Source organism: Pseudomonas sp. H3_A02 (assembly GCF_054671965.1).
Genome location: NZ_CP162807.1, coordinates 3156732 through 3172490, shown reverse-complemented (window position 1 = coordinate 3172490; position 15759 = coordinate 3156732). Strand labels below are relative to the sequence as shown.

Below are 15759 nucleotides of genomic sequence, written 5' to 3'. Positions count from 1 at the left end.
GAGGCCCACGCTAATCATCATACGATTGGGTGTCAATTTTAATTTTTACGCAGCCCACCTGGGGGAGCGAGCCGATAGCGGTGGGTCAGCTCAGGAGATGTTGATAATGCTGCCGTCATCGCGAGCAAGCTCGCTCCCACAGGGTTTGGTGGCGCCCACAGATATTGCAGGCACCCCAAATTCACTGTGGGAGCGAGCTTGCTCGCGATAGCGATCATCCAGCCAACACAGGTGTTGGATCAACCACCGCTCCTACAGAGGATCAGGGCTCCAGGCCGATGGGGAAAAACTCGCCGCCGCTCCACACGCCCAACCAACGCTGCCCGTCGATCTCGCGGCTGACCGCCAGCTCCACCAGTTGGTAGAACACATTGCGATGGACCAGCGCTTCGAGATTGCTGCGCACATGCACGTAGGGCGCCGGTTCCTGGGTCTGGGGATCGATCACCACCCGCAACGGGTGCTCGGCGCCGGCCTCAGTGATTTCCTCGACATTGGTGGTGAAACGCAACAACTGCCCTTCCCCCTGCCCTTCGACCTCAAGGGTCACGGCCACAAACGGCGCGTCGTCGACCTTGATGCCGACTTTTTCCACAGGGGTAATCAGGAAGTAATCATCGCCGTCGCGGCGGATGATGGTGGAGAACAGCTTGACCATCGGCTTTCGCCCGATGGGCGTGCCCAGGTAATACCAAGTACCGTCCCGGGCGATGCGCATGTCGATGTCACCGCAGAAGTCAGGGTTCCACAAGTGGACCGGCGGCAGGCCTTTGGTCTTGGGGATCTGCCCCAGCAAGTCATTGGCTTTTTGCGGTCCGCTCATGGTGACTCCTTGTAATTACTCGTCACTCATCCCCAACAGGCTACGGGCATATTCACGCAACGGCGGGGCGATGAGGTCTTGGGGCTGTTTGTCGTGCAACGTCAGTAAACCGCCACGACTCTTGATTCGTGCAGTATCAATCAAATACTGGGTGCTGGTCTCGATCAACATGATTTGAATCACGCTGGTATCGACCCCCAGGCGATCCACGGCTTCTTCATCCTGCCATTCGTCAGTGTTGCCGATGCGGTTGTCAGCCTTGGCGAAGCGGGTGTACAGCAAGTAATGGGCACCGGCGGCACGGGCTTCGCCCATGGCTTGGTCGAGGCCTTCGGGAACACGGGCGCGACGGACCATGGGGAAATATTCGATGAAGCCATTGAAGGCTTCTTCGGCCACGACGTTGGGACGCGGATAGGCACTGCCCGGCGGAGCGAAGGCGCCCTGGGCGATGTAGATGAACGAGTCGGGCTGGATACGCAGGTTGTTCACCCGACGGCTGTCGCTATGGTCCAGCAGGCCGGCGTCGCTCATGTGATAACGAACGCCCTCTCCCATGTCGCTGACATTCATGCAACCGCCAAGCGCCAAAACGGCCAGCAGTAAAACCAGGCTACGCATCCTACCCTCCAAAAACCGGTGTCGGAAAACCGGCGAATGGTCGTGGGATGCAGCTTTTGCGCCAGCTCATCAAGATGGGGGGCAGACGAACCCAAGTGAATGGGAAATTGCTATCGCGGGCAAGCCTTGCTCCCACATGGTAAGCGTCGTACTTGTGGGAGCAAGGCTTGCCCGCGATAGCAATAGATCAGCCGCCGATGATCTTCATGATGGTCGCGCCACCGGAGAACGCCACTTCCTGCTTGTCCCCCAAGGCCTTGACCAGCAAGCGCTGAAGCGCCGGCAGGGCCTGGTGGCGAGGCTTGTCCAGGAGGTCGCCGACGAAGTGACGGTTACTCGACGACAGGCAGCCGTGCAGCCAGCCCGTGGAAGACAACCGCAGTCGCGAACAGGTACGGCAAAAAGGCACGCTTTCGTTGGCGATCACGCCAAAGTGCCCCAGCCCCGGTATCTCATAGCGCACCGCCGTGGCATCCACCGGCGCGTTGGCTTGCAGGTATTCGTATTGATCGCCGATCAGGCTGAGCAATTGCTGGAGGCTGACGAACTGCTGCAGGAAGGCATTGGAGTCGCTGGCCAGGTGGCCCATGCGCATCAACTCGATGAAACGCAACTCATAGCCACGTTCCAGGCAGTATTCGAGCAAAGGCATCACCTGGTCCAGGTTCTGCCCGCGCAACGGCACCATGTTGACCTTGATCTTCAGCCCGGCGGCCCGGGCCTGTTCCATGCCGTCGAGCACGGTCGCCAGGTCACCGCCACGGGCGATACTGCGAAACGCAGCGGGGTCCAGGGTGTCGAGGGAAACATTGATGCGACGGATACCGGCGTCTACCAGCAAAGGCAGTTTTTTCGCCAGCAACTGGCCGTTGGTGGTCAGGCTGATGTCTTCCAGGCCCATCTGCCCCACCGCCGTCATGAAACGCTCGAGCTTGGGGCTGACCAGCGGCTCGCCGCCCGTGATGCGCAGCCGCTCGATACCGGCCGCCTCGATCAAATAGGCCACGCCGCGCGCCATGGCGTCGGCCGACAGTTCATCCTGCGCAGCCACCAACCGCTTGCCATCAGGCACGCAGTAGGTACAGGCATAATTGCAGGCTGAAGTCAGGCTGATCCGTAGATTACGGAAACGCCTGCCTTGACGGTCAACGATCATGGATCACTCCGGCATGAGAAAAAACGGACTCACGAAAATTGACCTAGAAATCAAGATTTCGCAAGACCCAAGCCTGAGTATATTACTGGGGCACTGCGCCATGTAAGCGGACATGGCGCAATAAGGCAGCTGAATGTCTTGTTGCCTGTGCGGCCAGTCAACTGCTCGGGTGGTCGGTATCGCGCTTGCGCTTGTTACCCATACGCACGCCAATGTCCATCAGGAACTGGAAGAAACCTTCCTGGTCTTCCAGCACGTTGCTCCAGAACGGCGAGTGATACAGCGCCACCGCGCCGTGCACCAACGCCCAGGCAGCGCAGTAGTGGAAATAAGGCGGAACGTCCTCGAGCTTGCCTTCACTGATCCTGCCCTTGATCAGCAGGGTCAGGCGTTCGAAGTTGGAGGCGCGGATCTTGTGCAGCTCCTCGACCATCTCCGGCACCTGGTTGCCCTTGACCACCTTCTCTTCCAAACGGTCGAACAAGCGGTAGCGCTGCGGGTCGCGCATGCGGAACTCGAAGTACGCCCGGGACAGGGCCTCCTTGTCCTTGTCCACATCGGCCGAATGCAGCAGCTCGTTCAAATCGCGCTCGTAGTCGAGCATCAGGCGCAGGTAGATCTCCGCCTTGGATTTGAAATGTTTATAAATCGTGCCTTTGCCGATACCCACGGCATCCGCAATCATCTCGACGGTGACACTGTCTTCACCCTGGTCGAGGAACAACTTGAGCGCGGTGTCGAGAATTTCCTGCTCGCGGCGGCGAAACTCACGGACCTTACGGGGTTCTTTGTGCATAAGAAAAAGGTCTGAAGGGTCAAAATTCGAAGCCGGGTATTATGCCTAACTTACGCAAAAATGCACGGATCATCCGTTCTCGGCCACTGTTCTTCACAAAACCGTACACACCCGGCTCGCCTTTTCCCGCGCCAATGCGCCGCGCTGGCGAGCTTTGGCGACAGTGAGAACTTATCCGAAGCGAGCGTATTCCAAATTTGTTTAAAAACCACCCCGGCCAGACTGGACGGGTTGGCATACTGATCAATACTTGAACTGTCGGCGCGACATCTCCCCCAAGTGACGCGCTGATAAAGGTACCAACGGACCGCGTGCCTTTGTTTTACTCCTAATGGTCTTAACCCGGATTCACCCCCCAGAACCCGGGTTTTTTTTGCATGAAATTCAGGCATTCACCGGACGGACGTGAGCCAGCGGAAACAATTGCTTAAAGTTTTCCGTCGTCTGCTCGGCAAACTGCTCGTAGGACTCACCGCGCAACATCGCCAGAAACTCTGCCACTTCCCGTACGTATTGCGGAAGGTTCGGCTTGCCGCGATACGGGATCGGCGCCAGGTAAGGCGAGTCGGTCTCCACCAGCAACCGATCAGCCGGTACTTTGCTGGCAACGTCCCGCAGGGCATCGGCATTGCGGAACGTGACAATCCCGGACAAGGAAATGTAATAGCCCATGTCCAGGGCGGCCTTGGCCATGTCCCAGTCTTCGGTGAAGCAATGCAGCACACCGGCCTGGGGCAACGCGGCATCACGCAGCAAGGCCAAGGTGTCGGCACGGGCGCCGCGGGTGTGGATGATCACCGGCTTGCCGGTCTGCCGGGCGGCCTCCAAGTGCAGCCGGAACGAGGCTTGCTGCACGTCGGCAGCTTCCGGCTCGTAGTGATAGTCCAGGCCGGTTTCGCCAATGGCGACCACCCGTGGATGATCGAGCTCACGCAACAGCCAATCGAGCGCCGGCGCGGCGTCTGGTTGGACGTCCAGCGGGTGGACACCGACCGAACAATCGACATCGGCATAACGTTCGGCCAAGGCCTTGACGTCGGCGGCGTTGTCGGCGCTGACGCCGATGCACAGGAAGTGCCCCACACCCCGCTCACGGGCCGCGTCCAGCGCAGCATCCAGGGAACCGCCATGGGCAGCGAGGTCGAGACGGTCAAGGTGACAATGGGAATCTACAAGCATAAAAGGCCAGGCTACATCGTATGGGTGGGACGGTCGGACTTCAGGGAGCCGGCCAAGTGGGTTTCGATCTGATTGCGGGCCGAATTGTCGCCGTCGTTGAACTGCACGCCCACGCCGGCGGCCCGATTGCCCTGGGCGCCCTTGGGGGTCAGCCAGATCACCTTGCCGGCGACCGGGATTTTCTCCGACTCATCCATCAGGCTCAACAGCATGAACACTTCGTCGCCCAAGCGATAATTCTTGTTGGTCGGAATGAACAGGCCGCCGTTCTTGATGAAGGGCATGTAGGCGGCGTAAAGCACCGACTTGTCCTTGATGGTCAGGGACAGGATGCCGTTGCGTGGTCCGGGGCTGACAGGTTCGTTCATGCTGATCTCCGCTACGGTTGAGCTCAGTCTAGGCCGTGTCTGTCAGTTTCGACCAGGCAAACTCGCCCACTGCACCAACAGCGCCTCGAGCAACAGCACCCGATTGAGGTTCGCCTTGCTCAGCACCTTCTGACGTTGGGCAAGAATCCAGTCCTGGATGTTCAAGATTTTATCCTGGCTGCTTTTTTGCGCCAGGTACTGGATCACCTTGCGCATGTCCGCCAACCCAAGGCCGACCTCATCCTCGGTCAACTGGTAACGCAGGATCAGGCTCGACCAGTCGCAGAACCAGTCAAACAGCAGGAGTAGCGGGATGGCGTTCCAGCCCTCGGCCAACTGCGTGGGGGATTGTTGCTGCTTGAGCAGTTTCTTCACCCCATCCACCACCAAGGCCCGCTGTTCGCGCACACCTTGGGCCTGAAGGCTGACAGCCGCCAGGGGCGAACCGGCCGCGAGGGTCAACAGCTCGACACGCTCTTCATCGGTGTTGTCAGGCAAGGCCCGGGCCAGCCACTGCAAGCTCATCGCCTCGCTCGGCAGCGGACAGGCCTGTTGCACGCAGCGGCTCTTGATGGTCGGCAGCAAGCGACTCGGTTGGTGGCTGACCAGCAGCAGCACGGTATCGCCGGAAGGTTCTTCGAGGCTCTTGAGCAAGGCGTTGGCGGCGTTGATGTTCATCGACTCGACCGGCTCGATCAGCACCACTTTGCGCCCGCCCATCTGCGCGGTCTGGACCACGAAGCTGACCAGGTCCCGGACCTGGTCGACCTTGATCGCCTTGTCCGCCTCTTCCGGCTCCAGCACGTAATTGTCGGGATGGCTGCCGGCCTTGAGCAGCAGGCAGGACTTGCATTCACCACAGGCGTTCGAGACACCCGGGCGCTGGCACAGCAGGCTGGCCATCAGGCGTTCGGCCAGTGCCCGCTTGCCGATGCCGACCGGGCCGTGCAGCAGGTAAGCATGGGCATGCTGGGCACGACCGGCCAGTTGCTGCCAGAGACCGTCTTGCCAGGGATAGGCTTCAGCCACGGACACGCTCCAACAAACGCGGCAGCAAGCCATCCAGAGACTGCTGGACCTGGGTCAGCGGCTGCGCGGCATCGATCAGCAGGTAACGCGCCGGATCGGCCTTGGCGCGCCCCAGGAAGGCATTGCGCACGGCGTTGAAGAAATCCTGGCCCTCCAGCTCGAAACGATCCAGCCGGCCACGGGCGCTGGCGCGGGCCAGGCCGATTTCCACCGGCAGGTCGAACACCAGGGTCAGGTCTGGTCGCAGGTCACCTTGGACGAAGGTTTCCAGCGCGGCGATGCGCTCCACGGACAAGCCCCGGCCGCCGCCCTGGTAGGCGTAGGTCGAATCGGTAAAACGATCGCAGAGCACCACGGCGCCACGGGCCAGCGCCGGGCGAATCACCTCGGCCAGGTGCTGCGCCCGGGCAGCGAACACCAGCAGCAGCTCAGTGTCAGGGTTCATGACTTCTTCGAGGGGTGCCAGCAGTACCTCGCGAATGCGCTCGGCCAGCGGCGTACCGCCCGGCTCGCGGGTCAATACCACCTCGATGCCGGCGGCCCGCAGGCGTTCGGCCAGGTATTCGCGGTTGGTGCTCTTGCCGGCGCCTTCCGGGCCTTCCAGCGTTATAAACAAGCCAGTCACGGGGCGATCCTTAATCAAAGTCATTGCGGGCTCGGTGGCTCGCTGGCGTCCGGTTCAGGGGCCGTGTCGGGTGATGCCGCCGGGATCGGCATCTGCTCGTCCGGCGTTGCCGGGGCCGGGCTGGAGCGATAGTCGGCACGGCGCTTGAGCTGGAACTCGCGCACGGCGCTGTTGTGCGACTCCAGGTCATCGGAAAACACATGGCTGCCATCGCCACGCGCGACAAAGTAAAGGCTGTTGCCCGGCGCCGGGTTCAACGCGGCATGAATTGCTTCACGCCCCACCATCGCAATCGGCGTCGGCGGCAAGCCCGGAATCAGGTAGGTGTTATAGGGGTTTTCTTCTTTCAAATGGGCGCGGGTGAGCTTACCGGTGTAGCGCTCGCCCAGGCCGTAGATCACCGTGGGGTCGGTTTGCAACAGCATGCCCAGGCGCATGCGCCGCACGAAAACGCCGGCAATTTGCCCGCGCTCCTGGGGCACGCCGGTTTCCTTCTCCACCAGGGATGCCATGATCAGCGCCTGGTACGGCAAGGTATAAGGCACATCGGCGGAACGCTGGGCCCACTCCTTGGCGAGTACGTCCTCCAAGCGGTCGTAGGCTTTCTTCAGCAGGTCGACATCCGAGGTACCGCGCACGAAGCGATAGGTGTCCGGGAAGAACCGGCCTTCGGGAAATACCCCCGAATGACCCAGACGGTCCATGACCTGGCTGTCGCTCAGGTCGGTGAGGGTCTGCTGGAGTTTTTCATCCTTGGCCAGTGCGGCGCGCACCTGGCGGAAATTCCAGCCTTCCACCAGCGTCACGCTGTACTGAACCACTTCGCCGCGTTTCCAGACAGCGATCAGGCCTTCCATGGTCATGCCCGGTACCATCCGGTATTCCCCGGAATGCAACGGCTGGCCAGCGAGATTGAAGCGCCAATAGATCCGCAGCCAGAAGGCGTCCTTGATCAGGCCATCGGCTTCGAGGCGCTTGAGGGTTCCGGTCGGGGTGGTCCCGTTGGGCACGTCCAGCAATTCTTCCTGGGTGATGTTCAGCGGCTGTTGCAGCGCCGAATGAATCTTCCAGGCCGAAGCACCCAACAACAGCCCTGCCAGGACCAGTCCGGTCTCCAGCAGCAGCAAGAATTTACGTCTCACGAATCAAACATCCAATAGCGCACGGGCAAGGGTCTGCAGTTTACGGGTGAGCGGGCCAACCGACCAGCGCGCCGAACCGCATCCGCGTACCGGCCACACGCCATAAACGCTGTTGCAGACGAAGACTTCATCGGCCTGGTGCAGTTGTTCGAGGCGGATGTCGGTGATTTGGGTGGCGATGCCTTGGGACTTGGCTTGAAACAATAATTCGGCGCGCATCACGCCGGCCACACCGCAACGGCTCAGGTCCGCCGTGAACAAGACGCCATCGCGCACCAGGAACAGGTTGCTGAACACACCTTCGATCACCCGCCCGGACGCGTCCAGCATCAGACCTTCGGCGTACTGCGCATCGCGCCATTCGGCCCGGGCCAGCACTTGTTCCAGGCGATTGAGGTGCTTGAGCCCGGCGAGCAAGGGCTGCTCGGCCAAACGCACGGTGCAGGGAAACAGGTAGACGCCTTGTTCGGCATGGCCGGCGGGATAAGCGGCCGGAGGACTGCCTTGCAGGATGCGCCTGGCCGGAGCCGATGGATCAGCGGCATAACCGCGCAGGCTGTCGCCACGGGTCACGATCAGCTTCAGCACACCGTCGCCCAGGCAGCGGGCGTAGGCGTCCAGCTCGGCGCTCAACGCGCTCATGTCTACGTTGAGCGCCAGCCGCTGGCAACCTGCATCCAGGCGCTGCAGGTGACGCTCCAGCAACAGCAGGTTGCCATCATGCACGGCAATGGTTTCGAACAACCCATCGCCGTAAGCCAGGCCGCGATCTTTCAGCGACAGGACGTCGGCCGGCTGACCGTCGACCCAGCTTTCCATCAACCGGCGAACCGGCGGAACACCAGCGAACCGTTGGTCCCGCCAAAGCCGAAGGAGTTGGACAGCACCACATCGATCGCCATGTTGCGGGCGGTGTGCGGCACGAAGTCCAGGTCGCAGCCGTCGTCCGGCTCATCGAGGTTGATGGTCGGCGGCGCCGTCTGGCTGTTGATCGCCAGTACGCTGAAGATCGCTTCCACCGCCCCAGCCGCACCCAGCAGGTGACCGGTCATGGACTTGGTCGAGCTGACCGCCAGCTTGTAGGCGTGCTCGCCAAACACGGTCTTGATCGCCTGGGCTTCGGCCAGGTCGCCGGCCGGGGTCGAAGTGCCGTGGGCGTTGATGTACTGCACCTGCTCGCCATTGATTTTCGCGTCACGCAAGGCATTGACGATGCAACGGGCCGCACCGGCGCCATCGGCCGGTGGCGAGGTCATGTGGAACGCATCGCCACTGGTGCCAAAACCGATCAGCTCGGCATAGATGGTCGCCCCACGCGCCTTGGCGTGCTCCAGTTCCTCGAGCACCAGCGCACCGGCACCGTCGGACAGTACGAAGCCATCGCGGCCCCTGTCCCACGGGCGGCTCGCGCGGGCGGGCTCATCATTGCGGGTCGACAGCGCACGGGACGCGCCGAAACCGCCCATGCCGAGACCGCAAGCGGCCATCTCAGCGCCACCGGCAATCATCACGTCGGCTTCGTCGTACATGATGTTGCGCGCGGCCATGCCGATGCAGTGGGTACCGGTGGTACACGCCGTGGCGATGGCGTAGTTGGGTCCCTGCGCCCCCAGATGGATGGACAGGAAACCGGAAATCATGTTGATGATCGAGCCCGGCACGAAGAACGGAGAAATCCGTCGCGGCCCCGAATCGTGCAGCGTGCGGCTGGTTTCTTCGATATTGGTCAAGCCGCCAATACCCGAGCCCATGGCCACGCCGATGCGTTCACGGTTGGCGTCGGTGACTTCCAGGCCGGCGTTACGCACTGCCTGGAAACCGGCTGCCAGGCCGTATTGAATGAACAGGTCGAGCTTGCGGGCTTCCTTGACCGACAGGTATTCCTCGACATTGAAGCCCTTTACCGAGCCGCCAAAACGGGTGGAATAGGCAGAAAGGTCAGTGTGCTCGATCAGACCAATGCCACTGCGGCCAGCCAGAATGCCCTGCCAACTGCTCGGCACATCCGTGCCCAGTGGCGACAACATACCCATACCGGTGACTACGACGCGTCTACGCGACACAGCACTCTCCTTTTTCTAATGACGACTTTGCATCAGGCCTAAAGAAAAAACCGCACGCCGTGACGGCAGTGCGGTTTTTCCATGACAGCTAGCGACGACTAAAAACGATTACGCCTGGTGGCTGGTAACGTAGTCGATAGCAGCTTGTACAGTAGTGATCTTCTCAGCTTCTTCGTCAGGAATCTCGGTCTCGAATTCCTCTTCCAGAGCCATCACCAGCTCAACGGTGTCAAGGGAGTCGGCACCCAGGTCTTCTACGAAGGAAGCGGTGTTCACAACTTCTTCTTCTTTAACGCCCAGTTGCTCGGCAACGATTTTCTTGACGCGCTCTTCGATGGTGCTCATACCTTGTTTTCACTCCTAATGGACAAATTCAGGCAGCTGGCCGGTGGGTAAGTGTATAGAAGAACTTTTCGGTTTTTCAACCGAAAGCTTCACTCCTCAAACCCAGCGGCCCGCCGTCTATAAATTGATTGCAGCTTTATAACGGATTTTAGACAGCTCGTATGACATTTTTTTGAAGCAATCCGTCACATTTAACTCATGTACATCCCGCCGTTCACCGGGATTGTAGCCCCGGTCACGTATGCCGCACCGTCCGACGCAAGAAAAGCGACCACGGACGCGATTTCTTGAGCTTGCCCCAGACGACCCAGCGGAATCTGTGTCAACAAGGCTTCGCGCTGTGCTTCCGGCAGTTCACGGGTCATGTCGGTGTCGATGAACCCCGGTGCAACCGAGTTTACCGTAATCGAGCGCGAACCCACTTCACGCGCCAGCGCACGGCTGAAACCTTCCAGACCGGCCTTCGCCGCAGCATAGTTTACTTGGCCTGCGTTGCCCATGGCACCCACAACCGAGCCGATACTGATAATTCGACCCCAACGAGCCTTGGTCATGCCACGCAGAACGCCCTTGGACAGCCGGTACAGACTGTTCAGGTTGGTGTCGATGACGTCGAACCATTCGTCATCTTTCATGCGCATCATCAGGTTATCACGGGTGATACCGGCATTATTGACCAGGATCGCCGGCGCGCCGAACTGCTCCTGAATGCTTGCCAACACCGCCGCAACGGATTCGTCGCTGGTGACGTTCAGCTCAAGGCCGGTGCCCTGAATGTCGTTTTCCTTCAGGGTCGCGGCGATACGCTCGGCGCCCGAAGCGGAAGTCGCGGTGCCGATAACGATGGCGCCTTGACGACCCAGTTCCAGGGCAATGGCCTGGCCGATGCCACGGCTTGCACCGGTCACCAGTGCAACTTTACCTTGCAGACTCATGCAAGCTTCTCCTGTTCAGGCCTGCGCTGCACGGGCGGCAGCGAAAGCGTCTGGGGTATTGAGGTTGGAAGTCGACACGCCTTCGGCGCAGCGTTTGTTCAGGCCTGCCAGCACTTTGCCAGGACCGCATTCGACCAGGTCGGTCGCGCCCTTGGCTGCCAGGGTCTGTACCGATTCGACCCAGCGAACCGGCTTGTAGAGTTGCTCCAGCAGATCGCGCTTGAGGGTCTCGAGATCCGGCGCCACGCTGGCGCTGACATTCTGCACCACGGGAATCTGCGGAGCCTGCCAATCGATGGCAGCGATGGATTCGGCAAAGCGTTCGGCGGCCGGACGCATCAGTTCACAATGCGACGGTACGCTGACCGGCAGTGGCATGGCGCGCTTGGCACCACGGGCCTTGCAGCCCTCGATGGCGCGCTCGACCGCCGCCTTGGCACCGGCGATGACCACCTGGCCCGGGGAGTTGAAGTTCACCGCGCTGACCACTTCGCCTTGCGCCGCTTCGGCACAGGCGGCCAGTACATCGGCGTCTTCCAGGCCGAGGATCGCGGCCATGCCGCCCTGCCCGGCCGGAACGGCTTCTTGCATCAACTGGCCACGACGCTCCACCAGTTTCACCGCGGCACCCAGGCTCAGGCTGCCGGCGGCCACCAGGGCGCTGTATTCGCCCAGGCTGTGACCGGCAACGAACGCCGGGCGCGCGCCGCCTTCAGCCAGCCACAGGCGCCACAAGGCGATCGAGGCGGTGAGGATGGCCGGTTGGGTTTTATCGGTTTGATTGAGCTGCTCTTCCGGCCCTTGTTGGGTCAGTGCCCACAAGTCATAGCCGAGCGCATCGGAAGCTTCTTTGAATGTTTCGAGGACCAGCGGGTATTGCGCGCCCAGCTCGGCCAGCATGCCGAGGGACTGCGAGCCCTGCCCTGGAAAGACGAATGCGAGGGAAGCAGACATGAAAACAAAGCCCCTAATGATCTTGTCGTCAAAAATTGACGCCCCTGGGGGCGCTAGCAAACTGCAAGTTGGATGGCGGGTTGAACCGACCGGTCACATTTAAGCATTGTCGGACGAAAACGCCTAAGTTAACAAATCCTCGAGGCGACCGTGCAAGCGCTCCGGCAGGTTCTCCTGGATCTCGATCACCGCTCGGTTGATCGCACTTTGAAAACCCTGCACGCCCGCCGACCCGTGACTCTTGATCACGATCCCTTGCAGCCCGAGAAAACTCGCACCGTTGTGTCGTGCCGGCGCCAGGTCCGCCTGCAACCGGCGCATCAACGGCAGCGCCAGGGCGCCGACCACCCGCGAGGCGAGGCTTTGCTTGAACAAGGTCTCGATGCGCTGGCCGATCATGGTGACCAGCCCCTCGCTGGACTTGAGCAGGATATTGCCCACGAAGCCATCACAGACCACCACATCGGCCTCGCCACGGTACAAGCCATCACCTTCGACGAAACCGATGTAGTTGATACCCCGCGCAGCCTGCAACAACGTGGCCGCCAGCTTGACCTGCTGGTTGCCCTTGATGTCTTCAGTGCCGATGTTCAGCAACGCCACGCGAGGACGCACGATGCCCAGGGTTTCAGCCGCGACCGAGCCCATCACCGCAAATTGCAGCAAATGTTCGGCACTGCAATCGACGTTGGCCCCCAGGTCGAGCAACTGACAGAAACCACGCTGGGTCGGGATCGCCGCCACCATCGCGGGCCGGTCGATCCCCGGCAAGGTCTTGAGTACGTAGCGCGACAGCGCCATCAGCGCACCGGTATTGCCGGCGCTGACGCAGGCTTGGACCTTACCATCGCGCAGCAGCTCAAGGGCCACCCGCATCGAGGCGTCAGGCTTGCCGCGCAGGGCCTGGGCCGGCTTTTCGTCCATGGTGATGATTTCGGACGCCGGCACAATCGTCAGGCGCGCGCGATCCACAGCCGATTGGCCGCTGAGCATGTCTTCCAGGAGGGGGGATTGACCGACGAGGGTCAGGTGCAGCGAGGGTGTAGCATTCAGACAAGCAAGGCTGGCCTGAACAATGCTGCGGGGACCGAAGTCCCCGCCCATTGCGTCAATCGCGATGACTTGAGCGGACAAGTGATTACTCGTCGGCGCCCTTGTCGATCACTTTACGACCACGGTATACGCCTTCTGGCGATACGTGGTGACGCAGGTGAACTTCACCGGTGGTCTTTTCTACGGACAGGGTGCTAGCCTCGAGAGCGTCGTGCGAACGGCGCATGTCACGGGCAGAGCGGGATTTTTTGTTCTGCTGAACAGCCATAATTGATTAACTCCTAAACGTTTGGGTCACGCTTTAACTGCGCCAATACACTGAACGGGTTGGACCGCGTTACCTCGTCCTCGCTCGGTTCGGGCTCATCTGCTCCCGCCGGCTGCTGGCATTCTTCCGGATGATGAGCAGGCACAATGGGCAAGGCGAGCAGAAGCTCCTCCTCGATCAGTGACTGCAGATCCAATGGATCTTCGCCCAGTTCCAGCACGTCATAACCTTTCGGCAACGACTGGGTATTCGCACCCTCCTTCACCACGGCGTAACTGCATTCGCTGTGGATCGGCAGGGTGACCAGCTCAAGACAACGCTGGCAAACCATTTTGACTTCAGTGTCGATAAAGCTGTGGATAACCACAGATTTACGTTCATCTCGTTCAAAAACGAATTTGGCCTGGACCGTACCGACATCGTCGGAAAGCGGGTCGCAAAGTCTCTTCAAATCGGCCAGCAGCAGCTCACCTTGAAGGGTGGTGCCACGGTCAGCCAATTTGCGCGGGTCAACGTGAGGTGGAATCGGGTCATTCAACATAGGCGCAGCATTATAGGGATGCCCCCGGCCATGTCAAAGGAAATTCAGCCCTGTCCGTCACTTGCATGCCTCGCTAGAATTCGTGCCTGCCTTCTGGAGATGTCCATGCTGCCTTTATTACTTGCCTCAAGCTCGGTCTATCGTCGGGAATTGCTCGCCCGCCTGGGACTGCCGTTCGTCTGCAGCTCACCTGATATCGACGAAAGCCAGCACCCCGGCGAGCACGCCCTCGAACTGGTCAAACGCCTGGCCCGGGAAAAAGCCCTGGCACTGGCCGGCAGCCATCCGGGGCATCTGATCATCGGCTCAGATCAGGTCGCCGTGCTTGGCGAGCGCATCCTGGGCAAGCCCCACACCTTCGAGAATGCACGCGAACAACTGCTGGCCGCCAGCGGCGCCAGGGTCACGTTCCTGACCGGCCTGGCGCTACTCAACAGCCAGACCGGCGCCTGCCAGGTCGATTGCGTTCCGTTTACCGTCAATATGCGCACCCTGGACCCAGAGCGCGTCGAACGCTACCTGCGCGCCGAGCAACCCTACGACTGCGCCGGCAGCTTCAAAGCCGAGGGGCTGGGCGTAAGCCTGTTCCAGAGCACCGAAGGGCCGGACGCCACCAGCCTGATCGGGCTGCCGCTGATTCGTCTTGTGGATATGTTGCTGGCCGAGGGTGTGCAGGTTCCCTGAAAACCCACACCCAGGCGCAACTGGACCAGACACCAACTTGTGGCGAGGGGATTTATCCCCGCTGGGGCGCGGAGCGACCCTGAAGACTGAAGCCTCGGCGTATCAGGCCGATTGAGGGGGCTGCTTCGCAGCCCAGCGGGGATAAATCCCCTCGCCACAGAGAGACCATGCGCGGCAACGAGCTAGCGCAACGCCGGCCCCTGGAACCCCATCCACATCGCCAGATGCTCGGCGATGCTCGCTCCCAGCTTTTTCGAGAAGCGATCGAACGGTGACTCTTCGATCGTGAAGTCCACCAGGTCCTTCTGACCGATCACATCCCGCGCCACCGAACTGGCACTGCCCAAGCCGTCGATCAGGCCAAGCGGCAATGCCTGCTCCCCCGACCAGACCAACCCGGAGAACAGTTCCGGATGCTCCTTATCCTTCAGGCGCTCACCTCGACCTTTCTTGACGCTGGCAATGAATTGTTTGTGAGTCGTGTCGAGCACGCCCTGCCAAAAAGCGGTTTCTTCAGGCTTCTGTGGCTGAAACGGATCCAGGAAGGATTTATGCTCGCCGGAGGTATACACCCGACGCTCCACACCCAGCTTCTCCATGGTCCCGACAAAGCCATAGCCGGCTGCCGTCACGCCAATGGAGCCCACTAGACTGGCCTTGTCGGCATAGATCTGGTCCGCCGCACTGGCAATGTAATAGGCACCGGAAGCACCGAGATCGGAAATGACCGCATACACCTTGGTATCCGGGTGCAATGCGCGCAACCGAACGATCTCGTCGTAAACATACCCCGACTGCACCGGACTACCGCCCGGGCTGTTGATACGCAGCACCACGCCCTTGACCTTCGGATCCTCGAAGGCCGCCCTCAGGCTACCGACAATGTTGTCCGCACTGGCAGGCTCCTTGTCGGCGATCATGCCTTCGATATTGATCAAGGCGGTGTACGCCGAACCGCCGACGGCGCTTTTCTCCATGTCCATCAGCGGCGTGAACAGCGCCAGCGCAGCAAAGAGATAAGTAAAAGTCAGCAACTTGAAGAAGATGCCCCAGCGACGGGAGCGACGCTGCTCCTGCACGCTGGCGAGCAAGGTTTTTTCCAACAGCTTCCAGCTTTTGTCATCACCGCTCTCGGCGCTCGCCTTGACAGGTGCTTTCCATTCATCGGTCATGCGTG

Annotated in this window: 19 protein-coding genes; 1 reads left to right on the top strand and 18 read right to left on the bottom strand. The window is 60.7% G+C overall.

Features of this window, described 5'->3' with window-relative positions; genetic code table 11:
- Nucleotides 1-262: 262 nt before the first annotated feature.
- The 17 genes from AB4N80_RS14060 to AB4N80_RS13980 form a co-directional block, all read right to left on the bottom strand.
- Nucleotides 263-823 carry a DUF1285 domain-containing protein gene (locus AB4N80_RS14060; RefSeq protein ID WP_122565879.1) on the bottom strand — a complete coding sequence of 187 codons (561 nt, stop codon included), beginning with the start codon at nt 821-823 and terminating at the stop codon, nt 263-265.
- Between the two features lie 15 nt (nt 824-838).
- Complete coding sequence (locus tag AB4N80_RS14055; RefSeq protein ID WP_122565880.1) at nt 839-1444, bottom strand: DUF4823 domain-containing protein; 606 nt, start codon at nt 1442-1444, stop codon at nt 839-841.
- A 187-nt stretch (nt 1445-1631) separates the two neighbouring features.
- Nucleotides 1632-2600, bottom strand: coding sequence for a GTP 3',8-cyclase MoaA (locus AB4N80_RS14050; protein ID WP_122565881.1), 969 nt, complete (start codon nt 2598-2600; stop codon nt 1632-1634).
- 157 nt (nt 2601-2757) lie between these two features.
- Nucleotides 2758-3396 carry a TetR/AcrR family transcriptional regulator gene (locus tag AB4N80_RS14045; RefSeq protein WP_122565882.1) on the bottom strand — a complete coding sequence of 213 codons (639 nt, stop codon included), beginning with the start codon at nt 3394-3396 and terminating at the stop codon, nt 2758-2760.
- Between the two features lie 384 nt (nt 3397-3780).
- Complete coding sequence (locus AB4N80_RS14040) at nt 3781-4575, bottom strand: TatD family hydrolase (RefSeq protein WP_122565883.1); 795 nt, start codon at nt 4573-4575, stop codon at nt 3781-3783.
- 11 nt (nt 4576-4586) lie between these two features.
- On the bottom strand, nt 4587-4943 hold the full coding sequence (locus tag AB4N80_RS14035) for a PilZ domain-containing protein (protein ID WP_122565884.1): 357 nt from the start codon (nt 4941-4943) through the stop codon (nt 4587-4589).
- Nucleotides 4944-4985: 42 nt separating this feature from the next.
- Nucleotides 4986-5972, bottom strand: a complete 987-nt coding sequence (locus AB4N80_RS14030; protein WP_122565885.1) for a DNA polymerase III subunit delta' — start codon at nt 5970-5972, stop codon at nt 4986-4988.
- Nucleotides 5965-6597, bottom strand: coding sequence for a dTMP kinase (tmk, locus tag AB4N80_RS14025; RefSeq protein WP_060743157.1), 633 nt, complete (start codon nt 6595-6597; stop codon nt 5965-5967). The genes AB4N80_RS14030 and tmk overlap by 8 nt, the downstream gene beginning before the upstream one ends.
- A 20-nt stretch (nt 6598-6617) precedes the next feature.
- Nucleotides 6618-7739: an endolytic transglycosylase MltG gene (gene mltG / locus AB4N80_RS14020; protein ID WP_122565886.1), complete on the bottom strand. Its 1122-nt coding sequence runs from the start codon at nt 7737-7739 to the stop codon at nt 6618-6620.
- A gap of 3 nt (nt 7740-7742) precedes the next feature.
- Nucleotides 7743-8558 (bottom strand): aminodeoxychorismate lyase, encoded by an 816-nt coding sequence (gene pabC, locus AB4N80_RS14015; protein WP_305467875.1) that lies wholly within the window; start codon nt 8556-8558, stop codon nt 7743-7745.
- Nucleotides 8558-9802, bottom strand: a complete 1245-nt coding sequence (gene fabF, locus AB4N80_RS14010) for a beta-ketoacyl-ACP synthase II (RefSeq protein ID WP_122565888.1) — start codon at nt 9800-9802, stop codon at nt 8558-8560. The genes pabC and fabF overlap by 1 nt, the downstream gene beginning before the upstream one ends.
- 108 nt (nt 9803-9910) lie before the next feature.
- Nucleotides 9911-10147 carry an acyl carrier protein gene (acpP, locus tag AB4N80_RS14005; RefSeq protein ID WP_003175607.1) on the bottom strand — a complete coding sequence of 79 codons (237 nt, stop codon included), beginning with the start codon at nt 10145-10147 and terminating at the stop codon, nt 9911-9913.
- A 191-nt stretch (nt 10148-10338) separates the two neighbouring features.
- Nucleotides 10339-11082 (bottom strand): 3-oxoacyl-ACP reductase FabG, encoded by a 744-nt coding sequence (gene fabG, locus AB4N80_RS14000; RefSeq protein WP_092168510.1) that lies wholly within the window; start codon nt 11080-11082, stop codon nt 10339-10341.
- Nucleotides 11083-11097: 15 nt separating this feature from the next.
- Nucleotides 11098-12036 (bottom strand): ACP S-malonyltransferase, encoded by a 939-nt coding sequence (gene fabD, locus AB4N80_RS13995; RefSeq protein ID WP_354339220.1) that lies wholly within the window; start codon nt 12034-12036, stop codon nt 11098-11100.
- 123 nt (nt 12037-12159) lie between these two features.
- Complete coding sequence (gene plsX, locus AB4N80_RS13990; RefSeq protein ID WP_460082545.1) at nt 12160-13170, bottom strand: phosphate acyltransferase PlsX; 1011 nt, start codon at nt 13168-13170, stop codon at nt 12160-12162.
- A 4-nt stretch (nt 13171-13174) separates the two neighbouring features.
- Complete coding sequence (gene rpmF, locus AB4N80_RS13985) at nt 13175-13357, bottom strand: 50S ribosomal protein L32 (RefSeq protein ID WP_003179396.1); 183 nt, start codon at nt 13355-13357, stop codon at nt 13175-13177.
- Nucleotides 13358-13370: 13 nt separating this feature from the next.
- On the bottom strand, nt 13371-13898 hold the full coding sequence (locus AB4N80_RS13980) for a YceD family protein (RefSeq protein WP_003204262.1): 528 nt from the start codon (nt 13896-13898) through the stop codon (nt 13371-13373).
- 105 nt (nt 13899-14003) lie between these two features.
- Here AB4N80_RS13980 and AB4N80_RS13975 point away from each other — a divergent pair, with 105 nt between their 5' ends.
- Nucleotides 14004-14582, top strand: a complete 579-nt coding sequence (locus AB4N80_RS13975) for a Maf family protein (RefSeq protein ID WP_122565891.1) — start codon at nt 14004-14006, stop codon at nt 14580-14582.
- A 182-nt stretch (nt 14583-14764) separates the two neighbouring features.
- On the opposite strand, the gene AB4N80_RS13970 is transcribed toward AB4N80_RS13975, so the two are convergent.
- The gene (locus AB4N80_RS13970; RefSeq protein ID WP_460082540.1) at nt 14765-15754 is read right to left on the bottom strand and encodes a S49 family peptidase; all 990 of its coding nucleotides are present in this window, start codon (nt 15752-15754) and stop codon (nt 14765-14767) included.
- Nucleotides 15755-15759 lie beyond the last annotated feature (5 nt).

Bases quoted from the DNA above. Each gene is read 5' to 3' on its own strand.
- AB4N80_RS14060 (WP_122565879.1), bottom strand. From the start codon at position 823: ATGAGCGGACCGCAAAAAGCCAATGACTTGCTGGGGCAGATCCCCAAG.
- AB4N80_RS14040 (WP_122565883.1), bottom strand. From the start codon at position 4,575: ATGCTTGTAGATTCCCATTGTCACCTTGACCGTCTCGACCTCGCTGCC.
- AB4N80_RS14050 (WP_122565881.1), bottom strand. From the start codon at position 2,600: ATGATCGTTGACCGTCAAGGCAGGCGTTTCCGTAATCTACGGATCAGC.
- AB4N80_RS13980 (WP_003204262.1), bottom strand. From the start codon at position 13,898: ATGTTGAATGACCCGATTCCACCTCACGTTGACCCGCGCAAATTGGCT.
- AB4N80_RS14055 (WP_122565880.1), bottom strand. From the start codon at position 1,444: ATGCGTAGCCTGGTTTTACTGCTGGCCGTTTTGGCGCTTGGCGGTTGC.
- rpmF (WP_003179396.1), bottom strand. From the start codon at position 13,357: ATGGCTGTTCAGCAGAACAAAAAATCCCGCTCTGCCCGTGACATGCGC.
- AB4N80_RS14045 (WP_122565882.1), bottom strand. From the start codon at position 3,396: ATGCACAAAGAACCCCGTAAGGTCCGTGAGTTTCGCCGCCGCGAGCAG.
- AB4N80_RS13970 (WP_460082540.1), bottom strand. From the start codon at position 15,754: ATGACCGATGAATGGAAAGCACCTGTCAAGGCGAGCGCCGAGAGCGGT.
- AB4N80_RS13975 (WP_122565891.1), top strand. From the start codon at position 14,004: ATGCTGCCTTTATTACTTGCCTCAAGCTCGGTCTATCGTCGGGAATTG.
- pabC (WP_305467875.1), bottom strand. From the start codon at position 8,558: ATGGAAAGCTGGGTCGACGGTCAGCCGGCCGACGTCCTGTCGCTGAAA.
- acpP (WP_003175607.1), bottom strand. From the start codon at position 10,147: ATGAGCACCATCGAAGAGCGCGTCAAGAAAATCGTTGCCGAGCAACTG.
- fabD (WP_354339220.1), bottom strand. From the start codon at position 12,036: ATGTCTGCTTCCCTCGCATTCGTCTTTCCAGGGCAGGGCTCGCAGTCC.
- fabG (WP_092168510.1), bottom strand. From the start codon at position 11,082: ATGAGTCTGCAAGGTAAAGTTGCACTGGTGACCGGTGCAAGCCGTGGC.
- AB4N80_RS14035 (WP_122565884.1), bottom strand. From the start codon at position 4,943: ATGAACGAACCTGTCAGCCCCGGACCACGCAACGGCATCCTGTCCCTG.